The sequence below is a fragment of the Pseudomonas phoenicis genome (assembly GCF_047302395.1).
GTDB lineage: Bacteria > Pseudomonadota > Gammaproteobacteria > Pseudomonadales > Pseudomonadaceae > Aquipseudomonas.
In genome coordinates this window covers 3,948,523-3,963,899 of record NZ_CP154852.1, presented here as the reverse complement: position 1 = coordinate 3,963,899, position 15,377 = coordinate 3,948,523, and the positions used below count along the sequence as shown (strand labels likewise).

The 15,377-nt window shown below is 68.4% G+C and carries 13 protein-coding genes; all 13 read left to right on the top strand.

The genetic code is table 11. The features are described 5' to 3' along the window. Positions 1-93: 93 nt before the first annotated feature. Genes AA0Z93_RS18050 through AA0Z93_RS17990 form a run of 13 tightly spaced genes read left to right on the top strand, consistent with a single transcriptional unit; the run spans position 94 to position 15,373 of the window. Positions 94-1,446: a UDP-glucose dehydrogenase family protein gene (locus AA0Z93_RS18050; RefSeq protein WP_413047597.1), complete on the top strand. Its 1,353-nt coding sequence runs from the start codon at positions 94-96 to the stop codon at positions 1,444-1,446. After that, the gene (locus tag AA0Z93_RS18045) at positions 1,443-2,537 is read left to right on the top strand and encodes an NAD-dependent epimerase (RefSeq protein WP_413047598.1); all 1,095 of its coding nucleotides are present in this window, start codon (positions 1,443-1,445) and stop codon (positions 2,535-2,537) included. The genes AA0Z93_RS18050 and AA0Z93_RS18045 overlap by 4 nt, the downstream gene beginning before the upstream one ends. Further along, positions 2,534-3,280, top strand: a complete 747-nt coding sequence (locus tag AA0Z93_RS18040; RefSeq protein ID WP_413047599.1) for a sugar transferase — start codon at positions 2,534-2,536, stop codon at positions 3,278-3,280. Before AA0Z93_RS18045 ends, AA0Z93_RS18040 begins: the two co-directional genes overlap by 4 nt. Position 3,281: 1 nt before the next feature. Further along, a complete protein-coding gene (locus AA0Z93_RS18035; RefSeq protein ID WP_413047600.1) occupies positions 3,282-3,929 on the top strand; it encodes a CpsD/CapB family tyrosine-protein kinase in 648 nt (215 codons plus the stop codon). A gap of 21 nt (positions 3,930-3,950) precedes the next feature. Further along, positions 3,951-4,967 carry a polysaccharide biosynthesis/export family protein gene (locus AA0Z93_RS18030; protein ID WP_413047601.1) on the top strand — a complete coding sequence of 339 codons (1,017 nt, stop codon included), beginning with the start codon at positions 3,951-3,953 and terminating at the stop codon, positions 4,965-4,967. Positions 4,968-4,985: 18 nt separating this feature from the next. Continuing rightward, positions 4,986-6,584, top strand: coding sequence for a GumC family protein (locus AA0Z93_RS18025; protein ID WP_413047602.1), 1,599 nt, complete (start codon positions 4,986-4,988; stop codon positions 6,582-6,584). Next, positions 6,581-7,669, top strand: coding sequence for a glycosyltransferase family 4 protein (locus AA0Z93_RS18020; protein ID WP_413047603.1), 1,089 nt, complete (start codon positions 6,581-6,583; stop codon positions 7,667-7,669). Before AA0Z93_RS18025 ends, AA0Z93_RS18020 begins: the two co-directional genes overlap by 4 nt. Next, positions 7,666-9,033, top strand: coding sequence for an O-antigen ligase family protein (locus AA0Z93_RS18015; RefSeq protein WP_413047604.1), 1,368 nt, complete (start codon positions 7,666-7,668; stop codon positions 9,031-9,033). The genes AA0Z93_RS18020 and AA0Z93_RS18015 overlap by 4 nt, the downstream gene beginning before the upstream one ends. Next, positions 9,030-9,995: a glycosyltransferase family 2 protein gene (locus AA0Z93_RS18010; protein WP_413047605.1), complete on the top strand. Its 966-nt coding sequence runs from the start codon at positions 9,030-9,032 to the stop codon at positions 9,993-9,995. The genes AA0Z93_RS18015 and AA0Z93_RS18010 overlap by 4 nt, the downstream gene beginning before the upstream one ends. Beyond that, on the top strand, positions 9,988-11,124 hold the full coding sequence (locus AA0Z93_RS18005; RefSeq protein ID WP_413047606.1) for a glycosyltransferase: 1,137 nt from the start codon (positions 9,988-9,990) through the stop codon (positions 11,122-11,124). Before AA0Z93_RS18010 ends, AA0Z93_RS18005 begins: the two co-directional genes overlap by 8 nt. Before the next feature lie 9 nt (positions 11,125-11,133). Then, a complete protein-coding gene (locus AA0Z93_RS18000; RefSeq protein ID WP_413047607.1) occupies positions 11,134-12,144 on the top strand; it encodes a polysaccharide deacetylase family protein in 1,011 nt (336 codons plus the stop codon). Further along, complete coding sequence (locus AA0Z93_RS17995) at positions 12,141-13,445, top strand: lipopolysaccharide biosynthesis protein (RefSeq protein WP_413047608.1); 1,305 nt, start codon at positions 12,141-12,143, stop codon at positions 13,443-13,445. The genes AA0Z93_RS18000 and AA0Z93_RS17995 overlap by 4 nt, the downstream gene beginning before the upstream one ends. After that, positions 13,442-15,373 (top strand): hypothetical protein, encoded by a 1,932-nt coding sequence (locus AA0Z93_RS17990; protein WP_413047609.1) that lies wholly within the window; start codon positions 13,442-13,444, stop codon positions 15,371-15,373. The genes AA0Z93_RS17995 and AA0Z93_RS17990 overlap by 4 nt, the downstream gene beginning before the upstream one ends. Positions 15,374-15,377 lie beyond the last annotated feature (4 nt).

The window sequence follows — 15,377 nt, the reverse complement described above, 5'->3', positions numbered from 1 at the left end:
ACATGCCATTGCTTTGACGCATTTTCTCAAGACTGCGCTATACCCCTCTCACACTGTTTCACCACCCTCACTCATCCCTTGGGGCGCGCCGGCATGGACGTAAGCGTTTTTGGTACTGGTTATGTGGGCCTGATCCAGGCCGTGGCATTGGCCGACGTAGGGCACCGCGTCCTCTGCGTGGATGTCGACGCACACAAGATCGAACAATTGCGCCACGGCGTACCGCCGATCAGCGAGCCTGGTTTGTCGGACCTGCTGGACGACAATCTGCGCGCCGGTCGTCTGTCGTTCAGCACCCAGGCCAGCGACGCGGTGGCCCATGCCGAGCTGCTGTTCATCGCCGTCGGCACCCCGCCCGACGAAGACGGCTCCGCCGACCTCAGCCATGTGCTCGAGGTGACCCGGCAAATCGCGGCCCTGATGCAGGCCGACCGCACGTTGATCATCAAGTCCACCGTGCCGGTGGGCACCGCCGACCAGGTACGGACGCTGGCGCTGGAAGAGTTGCAGCGCCTGGGCAAGGACGCGCTGCGCGTCAGCGTGGTGTCCAACCCCGAGTTCCTCAAGGAAGGCAGTGCGCTGGCCGACTGCATGCGCCCGGACCGGATCGTGGTGGGCAGCGACGACCCGCAGGTCGGCGAACGGCTCGGCGAGCTGTACGCGCCCTTCAGCCGCAGTCGCGAAAAGCTCATGTTCATGGACAACCGCAGCGCCGAGCTGACCAAGTACGCCGCCAACGCCATGCTCGCCACCCGCATCAGTTTCATGAACGAGCTGGCCAACCTCAGCGAGCGCCTGGGCGCCGACATCGAAGCGGTGCGCCGCGGCATCGGCGCCGACCCGCGCATCGGCTACCACTTCATCTACCCCGGCTGTGGTTTCGGCGGCTCGTGCTTCCCCAAGGACATCCGCGCGCTGCTGCACAGCGCGCACGCCAGCGGCATGCCCTTGCACCTGCTGCAAAGCGTCAGCGACGTCAACGACCGACAGCGCCGCCTGCTCTTCGCCAAACTGACCCAGCAGCTCGGTCGACCGCTCGAAGGCGCCTCGATCGCCGTATGGGGCCTGGCCTTCAAGCCCAATACCGACGACATGCGCGAGGCGCCCAGCCGCTACCTGATCGAAGCCTTGTGGGCCGAAGGCGCCAGCGTGCGCGCCTATGACCCCCAGGCCATGGACGAGTGCCGCCGGCTGTACGGCTACCGCCAGGACCTGCACCTGTGCGCGACCCGCGACGACACGTTGCAGGACGCCGACGCCCTGGTGATCTGCACCGAGTGGAAGCACTTCCGCGTGGTCGATTTCGCGCTGCTCGCCAGCAAGCTGCGCGCGCGCCTGATCGTCGATGGCCGCAACCTCTACGATCCGGCGCAAGTGGCCGGCCACGGCCTGCGCTACAGCGGCATCGGCCTGCGCCAGGTACCGGCCCAGGCGAGCGCATCATGAAGGTGCTGGTGACCGGCGTGGCCGGTTTCATCGGCGCGCATACCTGCCTGCGGCTGTTGACCGACGGGCACGACGTGCACGGCATCGACAACTTCAACGACTACTACGACCCGGCCCTCAAACATGCCCGCGTGCAATGGGTGCGCCGCGACGCCAGCAGCAAAGTGGTCAACGGCGAATCCATCGGCCGGCTGACCCTCGACAGCCTGAACCTCGCCGACCGCGACGGCATGGCCAGCCTGTTCGCCAGCCAGCGCCCGGACGTGGTGATCCACCTGGCGGCCCAGGCCGGTGTGCGTTATTCGCTGCAAAACCCGTACGCCTACCTCGACAGCAACCTGGCCGGCTTCCTCAACGTGCTCGAAGGCTGCCGTCGGGTGCCGGTCAAACACCTGCTGTACGCCTCGTCCAGTTCGGTCTACGGCGCCAACCAGCGCACCCCCTACCGCGTGCAGGACGGTGTCGACCACCCGCTGTCGCTGTATGCCGCCACCAAGAAGGCCAACGAGGCCATGGCCCACAGCTACAGCCACCTGTATGGCGTGCCCTGCAGCGGCCTGCGCTTCTTCACCGTGTACGGCCCCTGGGGCCGCCCGGACATGTCGCCGATGCTGTTCGCCCGCGCCATCAGCGAGGGCCGGCCGATCCAGCTGTTCAACGAGGGCCGCCACGCGCGCGACTTCACCTACATCGACGACATCGTCGAAAGCCTGGTACGGCTGATGCCCAAGCCTCCGCAAGCCAATCCCGGCTGGAACGCCCACGCTGCCGACCCCGCCAGCAGCCACGCGCCATGGCGGCTGTACAACGTTGGCGGGCAGCGTCCGGTGCAACTGCTCGACTACGTGACCTTGCTGGAGAAGCACTTGCAATGCCCCGCGCACATCGAGCTCCTGCCTCTGCAGCCGGGCGACGTGCTGAGCACCTGTGCCGATGCCAGCGACCTGGCCCAGGTCACCGGCTTCACCCCGCAGATTTCTCTGGACCAAGGGCTCGGACGCTTCGTCGCCTGGTTCAAGAGCCACCATTGGCACAGCCCTTCGCCGCAGAGCCCTGCGCGCGAGCAGGCGGATCGACGGAGAGTGTCATGAGCGACCTATCGAGCGACGTTGCCGCGGCGTCCTTGGCGCGCGACAAGCGCCTGGACCCCGAACACCGCCAGCGCATCGACGCGGCCATCCACAAACAGGGCCGCGGCTGGCTGAGTGGGCGCCCAGGCGGGCGACCCTGGACGCTGTCGCGCAGCAACCGGGTGTGGTCGTGCCTGACCGCTGCGCTGCTGCTGGCCCTGCTGGCGCCGCTGCTGCTGGTGCTGGCCGTGCTGGTCAAGCGCTCCAGCGCAGGCCCGGTGTTCTTCGTGCAACGCCGCACCGGCTACCGCGGGCGCAGCTTCGGCATGTTCAAGTTCCGCACCATGGTCGCCGACGCCGAAGCCTTGAAGGAGTCGCTGCGCCATCTCAACAAGCACGGCGCCGATTCCATCGACTTCAAGCTCGACCGGGACCCACGCATCACCTCGATCGGCGGCTGGCTGCGGCGCAGCAGCCTGGACGAGCTGCCCAACCTGATCAACGTGATGCTGGGCGACATGCGCCTGGTCGGCCCCCGGCCCACTTCGTTCGGTGCCCAGCGCTACCACGCCAGCCACCTCGCGCGGCTGTCGGTCTACCCCGGCATGACCGGCCTCTGGCAGATCTCCGGGCGCAGCGAGATCGACTTCGACCAGCGCGTCGCGCTCGACCTGCACTACATCAACCAACAGAGCCTGATGCTGGACCTGAAGATCCTGCTCAAGACTCCCTTCATCGTCTTCACTGGCCACGGAGCACATTGAGATGGACGGTTCTACCTCGCGCAGCCTGAGCATCGCCACCCCCAGCGAAACCAACCTGGCCGCCACGGTGCTCGACCTCGAGCAGCGCACCTTGCTGCTGACCGCCGCCAACCCCGGCAGCGGCACCAGCACCAGCGCCCTGGCCCTGGCCAGCCAACTGGCCCTGATGAGCGCGGGCGAGGTGCTGCTGGTCGACAGCAGCCCGAGCGGCAACAACCTCAGCCAGCAGTTGGGCGCGGGCAAACTGTGCGGCTTCAGCGACCTGCTGTTCGACGCCGACGCGCCGCCGCTCTTGCAGGAGAGTCTGGTGCACCTGCCCGACCAGCCGTTCGACCTGCTGCCGGCAGGCACCTATCGTCGCGGCCGCCAGCGCCTGGACCCGGAACGGCTGCGCGCGCTGCTCACCCAGCTCAGCCGCCGCTACCGGTTCGTGGTCATCGACGGCCAGGCGGTGTACGCCAGTGCCGACAGCCTGGTGCTCGGCAGTCTGGTCGATGGCGTGATCCTGGTGGTGACCGCCGAGCAGACCCGCCTGGAAGTCGCCCAGGCCACCGTGCAGCGCTTGGCCCAGGCCGGCGCCACGGTGATCGGCAGCGTGTTCAACAAGCGCAAGTACTACATGCCCAAGTGGCTGTACGACCATCTCTAGGCCCGCACCCAGGAGCTCGCCATGCATTACCCAACAATTGCCCTGTGCCTGCTGACCCTCGCCGGGTGCGCCAGCCAGGAAACCCGGCAGATGCCGGTACAGATCCTCACCGCCGCCCCGGGCAACGCCCAGGACAGCGAACTGCCGCGCCGCGAGCAGGTGCTGCGCCCGCAGGACGTGCTCGACGTGATCTTCCACGTCAGCACCACAGGCTCGGGCGCCTACCGCATCCAGCCCGGCGACAACGTCAGCCTGAGTTATCTTTCGGCCGCCTCGCTCAATGGCAACCAATTGGTCTTGCCCGACGGCAGCATCGAGCTGCCGCGCGCCAACACCTCGGTCAACATCGCCGGACAGACCGCCGACGAGGCCCGCCGCACCATCCAGCAGGCCTACCGCAACAAGAGCCTGTTCCAACCCAACCGCGACCAACTGTCGGTGCAGGTGCTCAGCGCCAACAGCAGCGAGCAGAACCTCAAGAGCACGCTCAACCATCCGGCCACGGGCCTGAGCCGCGAGATCACCGTGGGCACCGACGGCCAGGCGAGCTTTCCGGAGATCGGCGCGGTGGCGCTGCAAGGCATGACCGTCTCGCAATTGCAGGCCTACCTCAACAGACGCTATGCCGACCTGCCCGGGCGCATGACCGTCGACGTGATGCTCAAGTCCACCGCCGCCAACGAGATCTTCGTGCTCGGCGAAGTGGCGCAACCAGGCGCCTACCCGATCCGCCGGCCGATCTCGGTGCTCGAAGCCCTGACCCTGGCCCGTGGCCCCAACCTCAAGGCTCGGCTCGACTCGGTGATGATCCTGCGCCGCACCGGCAACCAGGTGCAGGCCATGCCCTACGACATCGACAAGGCCCTGGACGCGAGCGCCGCCCAGGTGGCCTATCTGCAACCCGACGACATGCTCTACGTGCCCAAAACCAAGCTCGCCAGTGCCGGCGACCTGGCCCGGCAACTGGCCGACGTCGTGCTGTTCCAGGGCGTGGGCTTCAGCTTCGGCTACCGCGTCGACAACAAGAACGAAGACTGATCAACCAGGGGCATGGACATGAACCGCAAAGAAAACTATGTGCATGAATGCTTCCGGGTGCTGTTCGCCAACCGGCGCACGGTCAAGCGGGTGTTCCTGGTCTTCGCCGTGGTGGCGCTGTTGCTGCCGCTGTTGCTAAAGCAGACCTTCGAGATCAACGCCGAAGTCATCGTGCAGTCGAAGAAGCTCTCGCAAAGCGACGGCAACAGCGCGCTGCTGCAAGAAAGCGACAAGTTCGTGCCACCGACCCTGTCGGACATGGAGACCGAGAGCACCATCCTGCGCTCGCCGGCGCTGATCCGCGAAACCATCGCCCAGTTGCGCGCCGAAGGCCGCTACGACGTACCGCCGACCTTGCTGCAACGCTTCGTGCTGACGCCACTGCGCACCGGGGTGGTCAACCCGCTGCGCGAGCATCTGGTCAATCCGTTGCGCACCTGGATGGGCCTGGAGGTCGACCCGGTACGCGACACCGAGCTGGACAACCTCACCGAGGACGCCATCAAGTACCTCACCGTCGAGACCCTGCCCGGCTCCAACGTGGTCTCGGTGAGCTACGCCACCCCCGATCCGCAGTTGGGCACCCTGCTGGTCCAGCGCCTGCTCGACAACTACCTGCGCAACCGCCAGGACCTGCAATCGAACGAATTGCCGGAAACTTTCTACGAGCAGAAGAAGCTGCACTACCAGACGCGCATCAGCGACCTCGAGCAGACGCGTCTGGCGATGCTGCAGGACATCGGTTCGTCCGACCCGCGCGAAGAGATCACCTTCCGCCTCAATGCCATCAACACCGAGGAGCAGGCGCTCAACCAGTACCGCGACCGCCTGTTGCAGGGCAGCCAGTGGCTGGCCTACCTCAAGACCAGCCTGGCCGCCGCGCGCAACGCCAGCGTGCGCGACTACGCCTTCCCCTTCACCTTCACCACCACCAACGACAACGAAAACGTGGCCTTCGAGGACCGCGAAGTGCGCCAGTTGGGCCAGCAGTTGAGCAACCAGTTGCTGGCCTACAACAACGACCTGTCGGTGTTCCAGCCCGGCAGCGAGCAGATGCTGGTGCAACGCGAGCAGATCGCCAAGTCGCGCCAACAGTTCCTCAAGGTGGTGGCCAACCGCATCCAGGAGCGTGAAAAGGACCTGGCCGTGGTGCAGGGGGTGATCGAGCAGAAGACCCAGCGCATCGCCGACTACAAGGCGCGGGTGCATCAGTTGCAGCAGACCCAGAGCCAGTCGCGTCAGCTCGACACCGAGATCGACGCGCTGCACAAGGCCTTCTTCACCTACACCCAGCGCTTCGAGGAAGCCCGTGGCGAACGTCAGCTCAGTGCCGAGCAGTCAAACGCGCGCGTCCTCAGCGCGCCTTACGAGCCGACCGAGCCGGCCTTCCCGCGGCCGGGCCTGATCATTCCCTTCGGCCTGCTGACCGGGCTGCTGCTGGCCATTGCGCTGGTGTACCTGCGCGAGTTCTTCGACCGCCGCTTCAAACACCCGGCGCAAATCACCCAACAGCTCGATCTGCCGGTGTTGCTGGTGCTCAACGACCACGCCCCGGTACTGGGCAACCCGCATCGGCGCTGGTCGTTGCCGCGCCTGGCCCATTGGGTGCGCAATTGAACGCGGCCGACGCCGCCGCCCGCCCGGTGCTGCACCTGCTGGGCAGCGGTGGCTTCTATGGCGCCGAGCGCATGCTGCTGGACCACTGCCTGCATACGCCGGGGCAGCACCAGGTGCTGTTTCTCGGGGCGCCGGAAGCCTTGCTCGCGCGCTTTCGCGCCGCAGGCGTGGCCTGCGCCAACCGCCCGCAGCTGCTCGCGGCGTTGGGCTTCGTCCGCCAGCTGCGCGAGCAACGGCCGCTGCTCAACAGCCACAACTTCCGCGGCCTGTTGACGGCCTGGCTGGCGGCGATGCTGTGGCGCCTGGCGCTGGTCAGCACCCAGCACGGCTTCACCCCGAGCAGCCGCAAACAGCGGCTGTACACCTGGCTGTCCATGCAGCTGTGCCGCACCGCGGCGGTCGGCCAAGTGGTCTGCGTGGCGGGCAGCATCGCCCGCCTGCTGCAGGCGGCGGGCGTGGCGGCGAGCAAATTGGCGGTGATTCCCAACGGTCTTCCCGAGGTCGGTGGCAGCGGCGTGCGTGCGCACAGCGGCGCGGGCTGGCAGGTAGGCTACGTCGGCCGCCTGAGCCTGGAGAAAGGCCCCGATCTGTTTCTCGACGGCCTCATTCCGCTGTGCCAGCGCCAGCCCAACGTGTGCGCGGTGATGGTCGGCGACGGCCCGCAGCGGGCTGTGCTGCAGGCGCGTATCGACGCCTCGGGCCTGGGTGCACGCATCCGCCTGGTGGGCTTCCAGGCCGACATGGCGCCATGGATGGAGCGTCTGGACGCGCTGCTGATCAGCTCGCGCAGCGAGGGCACGCCGATGATCCTGCTCGAAGCGATGCAGCAACGGGTGCCGGTGGTGGCCTTCGCCGTGGGCGGCATACCCGATGTGATCGAGCATGGCGTGAGTGGCCTGTTGGCCCCGCCGCTGGCGGTGGCGCAACTGGTCGAGCACCTCGAAGCTCTGCTGCTGGACCCGGCCCAGGCCGCCGAACTGAGCGCCCGCGCCTGGCAACGGCAGCGCCAGCACCACCACTTGCCGAGCCTGGCCCAGCATTGGGCACAGGTGTACCGGCACGCATCCCTGGAGGCCTGCCCATGATCCTGCCGCTGTCGCTGATCGGCCTGCTGGCGCTGCTCAGCTTGGGCCTGCTGGCCAGCCCCTGGCCGTACCTGGCACCCGGCACGGTGCTGGGCCTGGCGGGCCTCTTGGCCCTGTACCGCAAACCGGCCTGGGGCCTGCTGGCGATCGTCGCCCTGGTGCCGTTCGAAGGCCTGTTCAAGGACAGCGAACTGACCGGTGCCAAGCTGATCGGCGCGTCCCTGGCGCTGGTGCTGGTGGTGCAACTGCTGCTCGGCCAGCTGCCGGCCGAACGTCTGCGCAGCAACCAATGGCGTCTGCTGCTGCCGTTTCTCGGCTTCTACCTGCTGAGCCTGCTGCTCAGCGACAATGTCGGCCTGTCGCTCGGCCACTTGCGCACCATGGCGGTGGGCTTCGTGCTGTTCGCCATCACCCTGCTGGTCGGCCGCGAGCTCGACCTGGGCTGGCTGTGCAAGGTGGTCAGCCTCAGCGTGGCGGTGACCTGCGCGATGGCGGTGCTTTCGGCCAGGTTCCAGGAACAGGGCCGCGCCCGTGGCCTGCTGGACGACGCCAATGTGTTCGCCCTGCTGATCGCCGTGGCCGTACCCCTGGCGCTGTGGGCGCTGCTGCACAGCCGCGGCGGGTTGCAGCGGCTGCTGTGGCTGGGCTGCCTGGGGCTTTTACTGGCCGGCATGACCAAGACCGACTCGCGCTCGGGGCTGGTGGTGCTGCTGACCAGCCTGGCCATCGCCCTGGTGCATTACCGCGCCTGGCTCACGCACATCCGCCCGCGCCATCTGGGCTTCGTCGTGCTGGGTCTGGCCCTGCTGCTGCCCACGGCGGCGGCGTTGCTGCCGGCCAGCTACGTGCAGCGCATCGAGTCACTGGTGCTGCTCGGCGCAGGTGCCAGCAACAACCGTGACGAATCCCTGGGCCGCCGTGCTTCGTACATCGTGGTCGGTGGCCAGATGATCCGCAGCGACCCGCTGCTCGGCGCCGGCCCCGGCACCTTTCCCCTGCACTACGCCACCACGGGCTTCGCCAACGGTTTCGCGCCCAACGCCAAAGCGAGCAACCTCTACCGCCAGGCACACAACACCTACCTGGAGCTGTTCAGCGAAACCGGCATTCCGGCCGGGCTGCTGTTCTGCGCCATGCTCGTCCTGGCCTGGCGCAATCTGTGGCGCGCTCGTCGGCTGTGGCTGGAGGCCGGTCAACGGCACCACGCCGATCTGCTGACCCACCTGAGCATGAGCATGCTCGCCATTGGGCTGTTCCTGCTGTTTCTCAGTGCGCCGAACCATAAATACCTGTGGATCATGCTGGCGCTGTCCAGCGTGCTGCGCAGCGAGGCCGAACACGCCGGCAAGGCGCGCAGCGCATGAACAGGATCAGCATCGTCATCCCCATGTTCGACGAGGCCCGGCATATCGCCCGCACCCTCGCCGCCGCCCGCGAGGCGGCCGCCCAGGCGGGCCTGGCCTGCGAGCTGGTCGTGGTCGACAACGGCTCGCACGACCAAGGCCCGGCCCTGGCCCGCGCCTTGGGCGCCCGGGTACTGCGGCTGCCGGGCTTGAGCATCGGCGCGCTGCGCAACCGCGGCACCGCCAGCAGCCAGGGCGAGTGGCTGGCGTTCCTCGACGCCGACGTGGAAGTGCCGGCGCACTGGCTGGTGCACCTGTTGCGCCTGCACCACGAGCAGCGCGGCGACGTCTTCGCCCTGGCCTGCGACACGCCGTCGACGGCCCCCTGGTATGCTCAGGCTTGGCAGCGCCGCACGTGGCGCAGCGGCGCGCTGCAGGCGCAGGAGCGCTGGCTGACGTCGCAGAACCTGTTGATGCGGCGCTGTTGGTTCGAGCGGGTCGGCGGCTTCGACGAGCGCTTGAGCACCGGCGAAGACAAGGATTTCACCTGGCGCCTGACCCAGGCCGGCGCGCGCTTGACCAGCGTGCGCGCACCGGCCGTTGTGCACTGGGGCTTCGAGGGCCGCTGGGGCGAATGGCTGGGCAAAGAGTTGTGGCGCCAAGGCGGGCATCTGCGCTTGCTGCGCCAGCACGCACCGAGCCTGCGCCTGTGGCGTTTTCCCCTGCTGGCATTGGGCGCCGGGGCCTGCGACCTCGCGGCGCTGCTGACGCTGGTGAGCGGCCAGCCGGCGCCGACCCTGGCGCTGCTGGCGGTCGGCGCGCTGCCGGCCTTGGCGCTCGGCATCCGCCAGAGCCTGCGCCAGCGCGACGCGCTGTTGACCCTGCAACTGTGCGGCCTGCATTGGCTGCGCCTGCGCGTCGCCGCCGGCGCCGTGCTGCTGAGCCTGTGCAACCGCTACCCGAGGAGGCCCGCCCGTGGCTGAAGCGATCTTCTGGACCTGCCTGGCCTTGCCCGCCTTCGCCTGGCTGGGCTACCCCGTGCTGCTGGTGCTGGTCGGGCCGTTCTGTCGACGTCCGGCGCTGCCGGCGCCTACCCCGCTGCACGTCAGCGTGGTGATCGCCGCGCACAACGAGGCGCGGCACATAAAAGCCAAGCTGCGCAACCTGCTGGCGCAGCGCGTAGAGCTCGCCAGCCTGCAAGTGGTGGTGGCCAGCGACGGTTCCAGCGACGGCACGGTGGCCTTGGCCAGCAGCCTCGACGACCCGCGCATCCTGGTGCTCGACCTGCCTCGGCAAGGCAAGAACGCCACGCTCAATACGGCGGTGACGCACTGCCGCGGCGAGGTGCTGGTGTTCACCGACGCCGACGTGCAGTGGCTGGACGGCACGTTCGCCGCGCTCCTGGCACCCTTCGCCGACCCGCAGGTGGGCGCCACGGGTGGCAACATGGTCATCCCGCTGAACGGCAAGGGCTTGAGCTACGGGGAAGCGCTGTACCGCCGCCAGGAAGCCTGGCTGCGCTGCCTGGAACAGCGTGCCGGCTGCTGCGTGTCGGTCGATGGCGCCTTGCAGGCGCTGCGCCGCACGCTGTACCAAGCGATTCCACCCCGGGTCAACGACGACTTCTTCATCAGCACCTGCGCGCCAGCAGCCGGCTTGCGCGTGGCCTATGTGGACCAGGCACGTGCCGTCGACTACGGCACCGAGGGGGCCGGGCGCCAGTTCAGCCGCCGTCAGCGCGTGACCGTCGGCGGGCTGATCAGCCTCAAGGCCCGCCGCCACCTGCTCGACCCCTTCCGGCACGGCCTGTACGCCATCGCACTGATCAGCCACAAGCTGATCCGGCGCCTGGCGCCGGTGTTGCTGCTGCCGCTGCTGCTGAGCAACCTGCTGCTGCTCGAGGCTGGCGGCTTGTACCGCCTGACGCTGCTCGCCCAAGTGCTGGCGTACGCCATCGCCCTGGCCGGGCTGCTCGACCGACGCCAGCGCCTGCCCAAGCCTTTTCGCCTGGCCGCCTTCGTGCTGGTCACGGCGGCGGGCATGAGCCTGGGCCTGTGGCACTTCCTGCGCGGACGCAGCTACGCCCAATGGGCACCCGACCAGACCCGCTGAGGACACGCCATGTCGATCAAGACCCACCTCAAACGCGCCGGCGGTTGGTTGTACTTGAATTCCCCCGCGAGCCGCCTGCAACTGCGCGGTGGCGGGGTGATCCTGATGCTGCACCGGGTGTTGGCCGACGACGCCAGCGCCGACCTGCCCCACCGCAACGAGCTGTGCCTCGGGCCGCAGGCCTTCGACCGGCTGTTGCGCTGGCTGCGCCAGCATTTCGACTGCGTGCCGCTGATGAGCCTGCTCGATCCCGGGCCACCGCCGCAGGCCAGGCAGCGACCGCGGGTGGCGCTGACCTTCGACGACGGTTGGCGCGACAACGCGCTGCATGCCTTTCCCCTGCTGAACCAGCATCGGGTGCCGGCGAGCATCTTTCTGTCCACCGACTACATCGGCAGCCACCAGCGCTTCTGGTGGGAGAGCCTGGGCGAAACGCTGTGGGGCAGCCATGGTCAGGCGCCTTGCAGAGCGCTGTGCACGCGCCTGGACGAGCAAGGCCGTCCGGTACCGGCAGCGGTGTTCGCAGCGCCTTCTCAGGTGCTACGCAGCCAGGCGCTGGCGGACTACCTGCAAAGCCTCAAGGCGCTGCCGTCTCGGGTGCTGCGCCAGCTCACCGAAGCCTGCCCGGCCGAATCGCTGCCGCAAGCGCTGGACTGGTCGCAGGTGCGTCAGCTGGAGGCGTCGGGGCTGGTCAGCTTCGGCCCCCACGGCGCCAGCCACGCGCTGTTGCCCGAGCTGGACGATGCCAGCCTCGACGCGGAACTGGCGCGCAGCCGTGCGGCGCTGCGACAAGCCTGTGCGCATCCGCTGCCGGTGTACTGCTACCCCAACGGCGACCACGACGCACGGGTGCGCCAGCGTCTGGCGGCGCACGACTATCCGTTCGCCCTGAGCACCCGCCAGGCGATCCACCAGGCCAAGGACGACCCCTTGGCGCTACCGCGCATCGGGGTCAGCCAACGCAGCGCGCGCCACCCCTCGCTGCTGGCCTGGCGCATGTGCCTGGGAGCGCGTCGATGAAGGGCAACGCTTATTTGCGCCACCTGGTCCTGAGCCTGGGCACCAACCTCGCCATGCTGGTGCTGCGCCTGGCGCGCAACGTTTTGCTGGCGCGCATCCTCGGCCCCAGCGAGCGCGGCCTGTTCGCCTTGCTCAACACCCTGCCCGAGCTGATCGCCGCGCTCGGCTGCGGCGGCCTCAACACCGCTCTGGGCTACCAGGGGGCCAAGCAGCGCAGCATGGGCTTGCTGCTGACCCAGGCGCTGGTGTTCGGCTGCTTGCTGGCGACCCTGCTGACCTTGATTTGCATCGTCCTGGCGCAAGCGCTGGGCGAGCGCCTGGAAGCCACCGAGCAACTCGGGCTGCTGGTCTGGCTGTTGCTGCTGGCGGTGCCGCTGTCGGTACTCAAGACCGCCCTGCTGACCCTGCACAACGCATCCGGCGCCACCGGCACCTACAACGCCCTGCGCCTGCTCGAATCGCTGGTGCCGCTGCTGCTGTTCGGCGGGTTGCTGTGGTGGTGGCGCGATGCAGCCCTGGAAGCGGCGGTGCTCAGTTGGCTTGGCGGCTTGGGCCTGTTCGTCGCCCTCGGCCTGTACTGGCTGGGGCGTGCCCATCCCATCGCCCTGCGCTGGGACCGCAGCGGCCAGCGCGAGCTGTTGGCCTACAGTGCCAAGAGCCACCCCGACATTCTGTTTCGCCAGGCCATGCAGCGTGGCGACTTCCTGCTGATCGGCGCGCTGCTCGGCAGCGCCCCGCTGGGGCTGTACGCCATGGCCACCGCAGCGGCCGAGCTGCTGTTCATCGTGCCCGAAGCCGTCACCACGCCGCTGATGAAGCGCCTGCTGCGTCAGGAAACCCAGATGAGCCGGCTGACCCCGTTGGCCCTGCGTCTGACCTGCACCAGCATGCTGCTGGCCTGCCTGGGCATGGCGCTGGTCGGCGAGTGGTTGATCGTCACCTTGTTCGGCAGCGCCTACCAGCCGGCCTACCCTGCGCTGCTCGGCCTGTTGCCGGGTCTGCTCGGCGTCAGCCATGTGAGCATCCTGCGCCTCGACCTGCTGGGCAAGAACCGCCCAGGCGCGGTGTCATGGATCATGGGCCTCGGTGCGGCGCTGAACCTCGTGCTGAACCTGCTGCTGATTCCCGGCCTGGGCATTCTCGGCGCAGCCCTGGCCTCGTCGGTGGCCTATCTGGCCGTGGCGCTGATAATGCTGGCGCTGTACTGCCGGCTCAGCGGCGTCTCACCGTGGCGCACGCTGATCGTGCTGCCCAGCGATATCGTGCCCTTGCGCCGGATGCTGCAACGGAGTCCGGCATGAGCCGGCGCCTGCTGTTGGCCTTGGCCGCCCTATTGCTGGCGGGGCCGTGCCAGGCCGAGTCGCTGACCTGGAGCGACCTGCGCGACGGCAGTCTGTACCTGCAACCGCGCCAGAACGATACCCTGAGCATCGACTGGCGACCGGCCTGGCAGGCCGACGCCGCCGAGGAACACCTCTACCTGCTCGACGGCCGCGGGCACCTGCAGGGCGAGCGCCGCATCGAGCGCACGCAAACCTCCGGCGCGCAGCGCTGGCCGCTGGCGGCCAGTGACCACGCCTATCAATTGGAGGTGCCGGGCTACAGCTTCCGGCGCTACCGCGTGGCGCTCGATGCCAGCACCCGCGCCCAGTTCGCTCCGGCCAAGGTGCACTTCAGCGTGCAAGCCCCCGCGAACACCGTGCTGTATTTCCGCGTCGAGGCCGGCGAACACGCAAGCCTCGCCGGCAAGTTCCACGGTGGGGTACGGGCCTTGCGCGTCGAACGGCTGGACGATGGGCAGGCACAGGAGTTGCCACTCAAACCCTACCGCGCCTACTGGCAGTTTGACCGCCTGGCCCTGCCCGTGGCCGAGCAAACGCGTACCTATCGTCTACGCCTGGTCGGTCGCGGCAAGGCGGCGTTCTGGCTGGACGGCACCGCCAACCTCTTCGCCCAGCGCGCCGAACACCTCGGCCCGCTGGCCCTGGCCGACGGCCAAGTGGCGTTGCGTGTAGGCCGCACGGTGCGCGGACGCAGCGCCAGCCTGGGCGTGAACGTGCCGTACCAGTTGCCGCCCAAGGCCAGCTACCCCGCCATCGATGTGGTGCAACCGCGCGCCACCGGTGGCTACAGCTTCGTCGATGTGCTGCGTCGCCAGCCCGGCTACGAGCGCCCGATGCGCCGCTTCTATCAGGACCGCTACCCCATCGCCCAAGACATCACCCTGCTCGCCGGCAGCGGTCGGCGCGCCGTGCTCGACCCCGATGGCGACACCCGTGCGGGCCTCGACGCCTGGCTCGCCACCAGCGTCGAACTGGGCGGCAAGACCCTGCACTACGTGGCTTTTGCCGACGAGCCCAACCTCAACTACCCCGACTACGCCCGCTATGCCCGTGACTTCGAGACGTTGGCGGCCCAGGTGCGCCGCTTCCCGGGCGCGCGCGAGGCCGGGGTGCGCATCGCCATGCCGGCCAGCGCCAACCTGGTCAACGGCCCGCTGCACGAAGACAGCGCCGCCCGTATCGGCCTGGATTGGGCGCGCCGCTTGCTGGCCAGCCACGGTGAGCAGATCGACGCGCTGGCCTGGCACCAGTGGATGGTGCGCGACCTGTTGGCCACGCGGATCTACCGCGCCCAGGTGCGCCAGGCCGCCGAGCTGGTCGGGCTGGACGCCCAAGGCCGACCGCGCAAGGCTCTGCTGCTCGACCAGACCAACATTTCCAGCGGCTCGAACCTCAGTCCTTATGAGCAGAACACCGATTTTGCCGGCCTGTGGTGGGCGTCGGTGGCCATCAACGCCTCGGCCGACGGTCTGTTGGACATGCTCAACTGGTTCCACCTGGGCGACGAGGCCGCCTGGCCCAAGGGCATGGTCGAGGTCGACGAGGGCCGCAGCCGCTTCACGCCCAAGCCCGTGGCCCTGGCGCACCAGTTCATGCAGCGACACTGGTTGCCGCACGTGCTGGCGCTGGACAACGACGGCTTCGAAGTGGACGCCCTGGCCATGGCCGATGGCGATCGGCGCAGCCTGTTCGGCGTCAACAAGGCCAGCCGCATCCAGCACCTGCGCGTCGACGGCCTGGGCAAGGCCTGCCGTGACGCCACTTTGCAGCTGTTCGGCCCCGACCAGCAGCCGCGCGACGCCACCTTCACCTGCGCGGACGGACAAGCGCGGCTCGCCCTCGCCGAACGCACGCTGTTCGCTCTGACCTGGACCACCGGTCGATGATCCG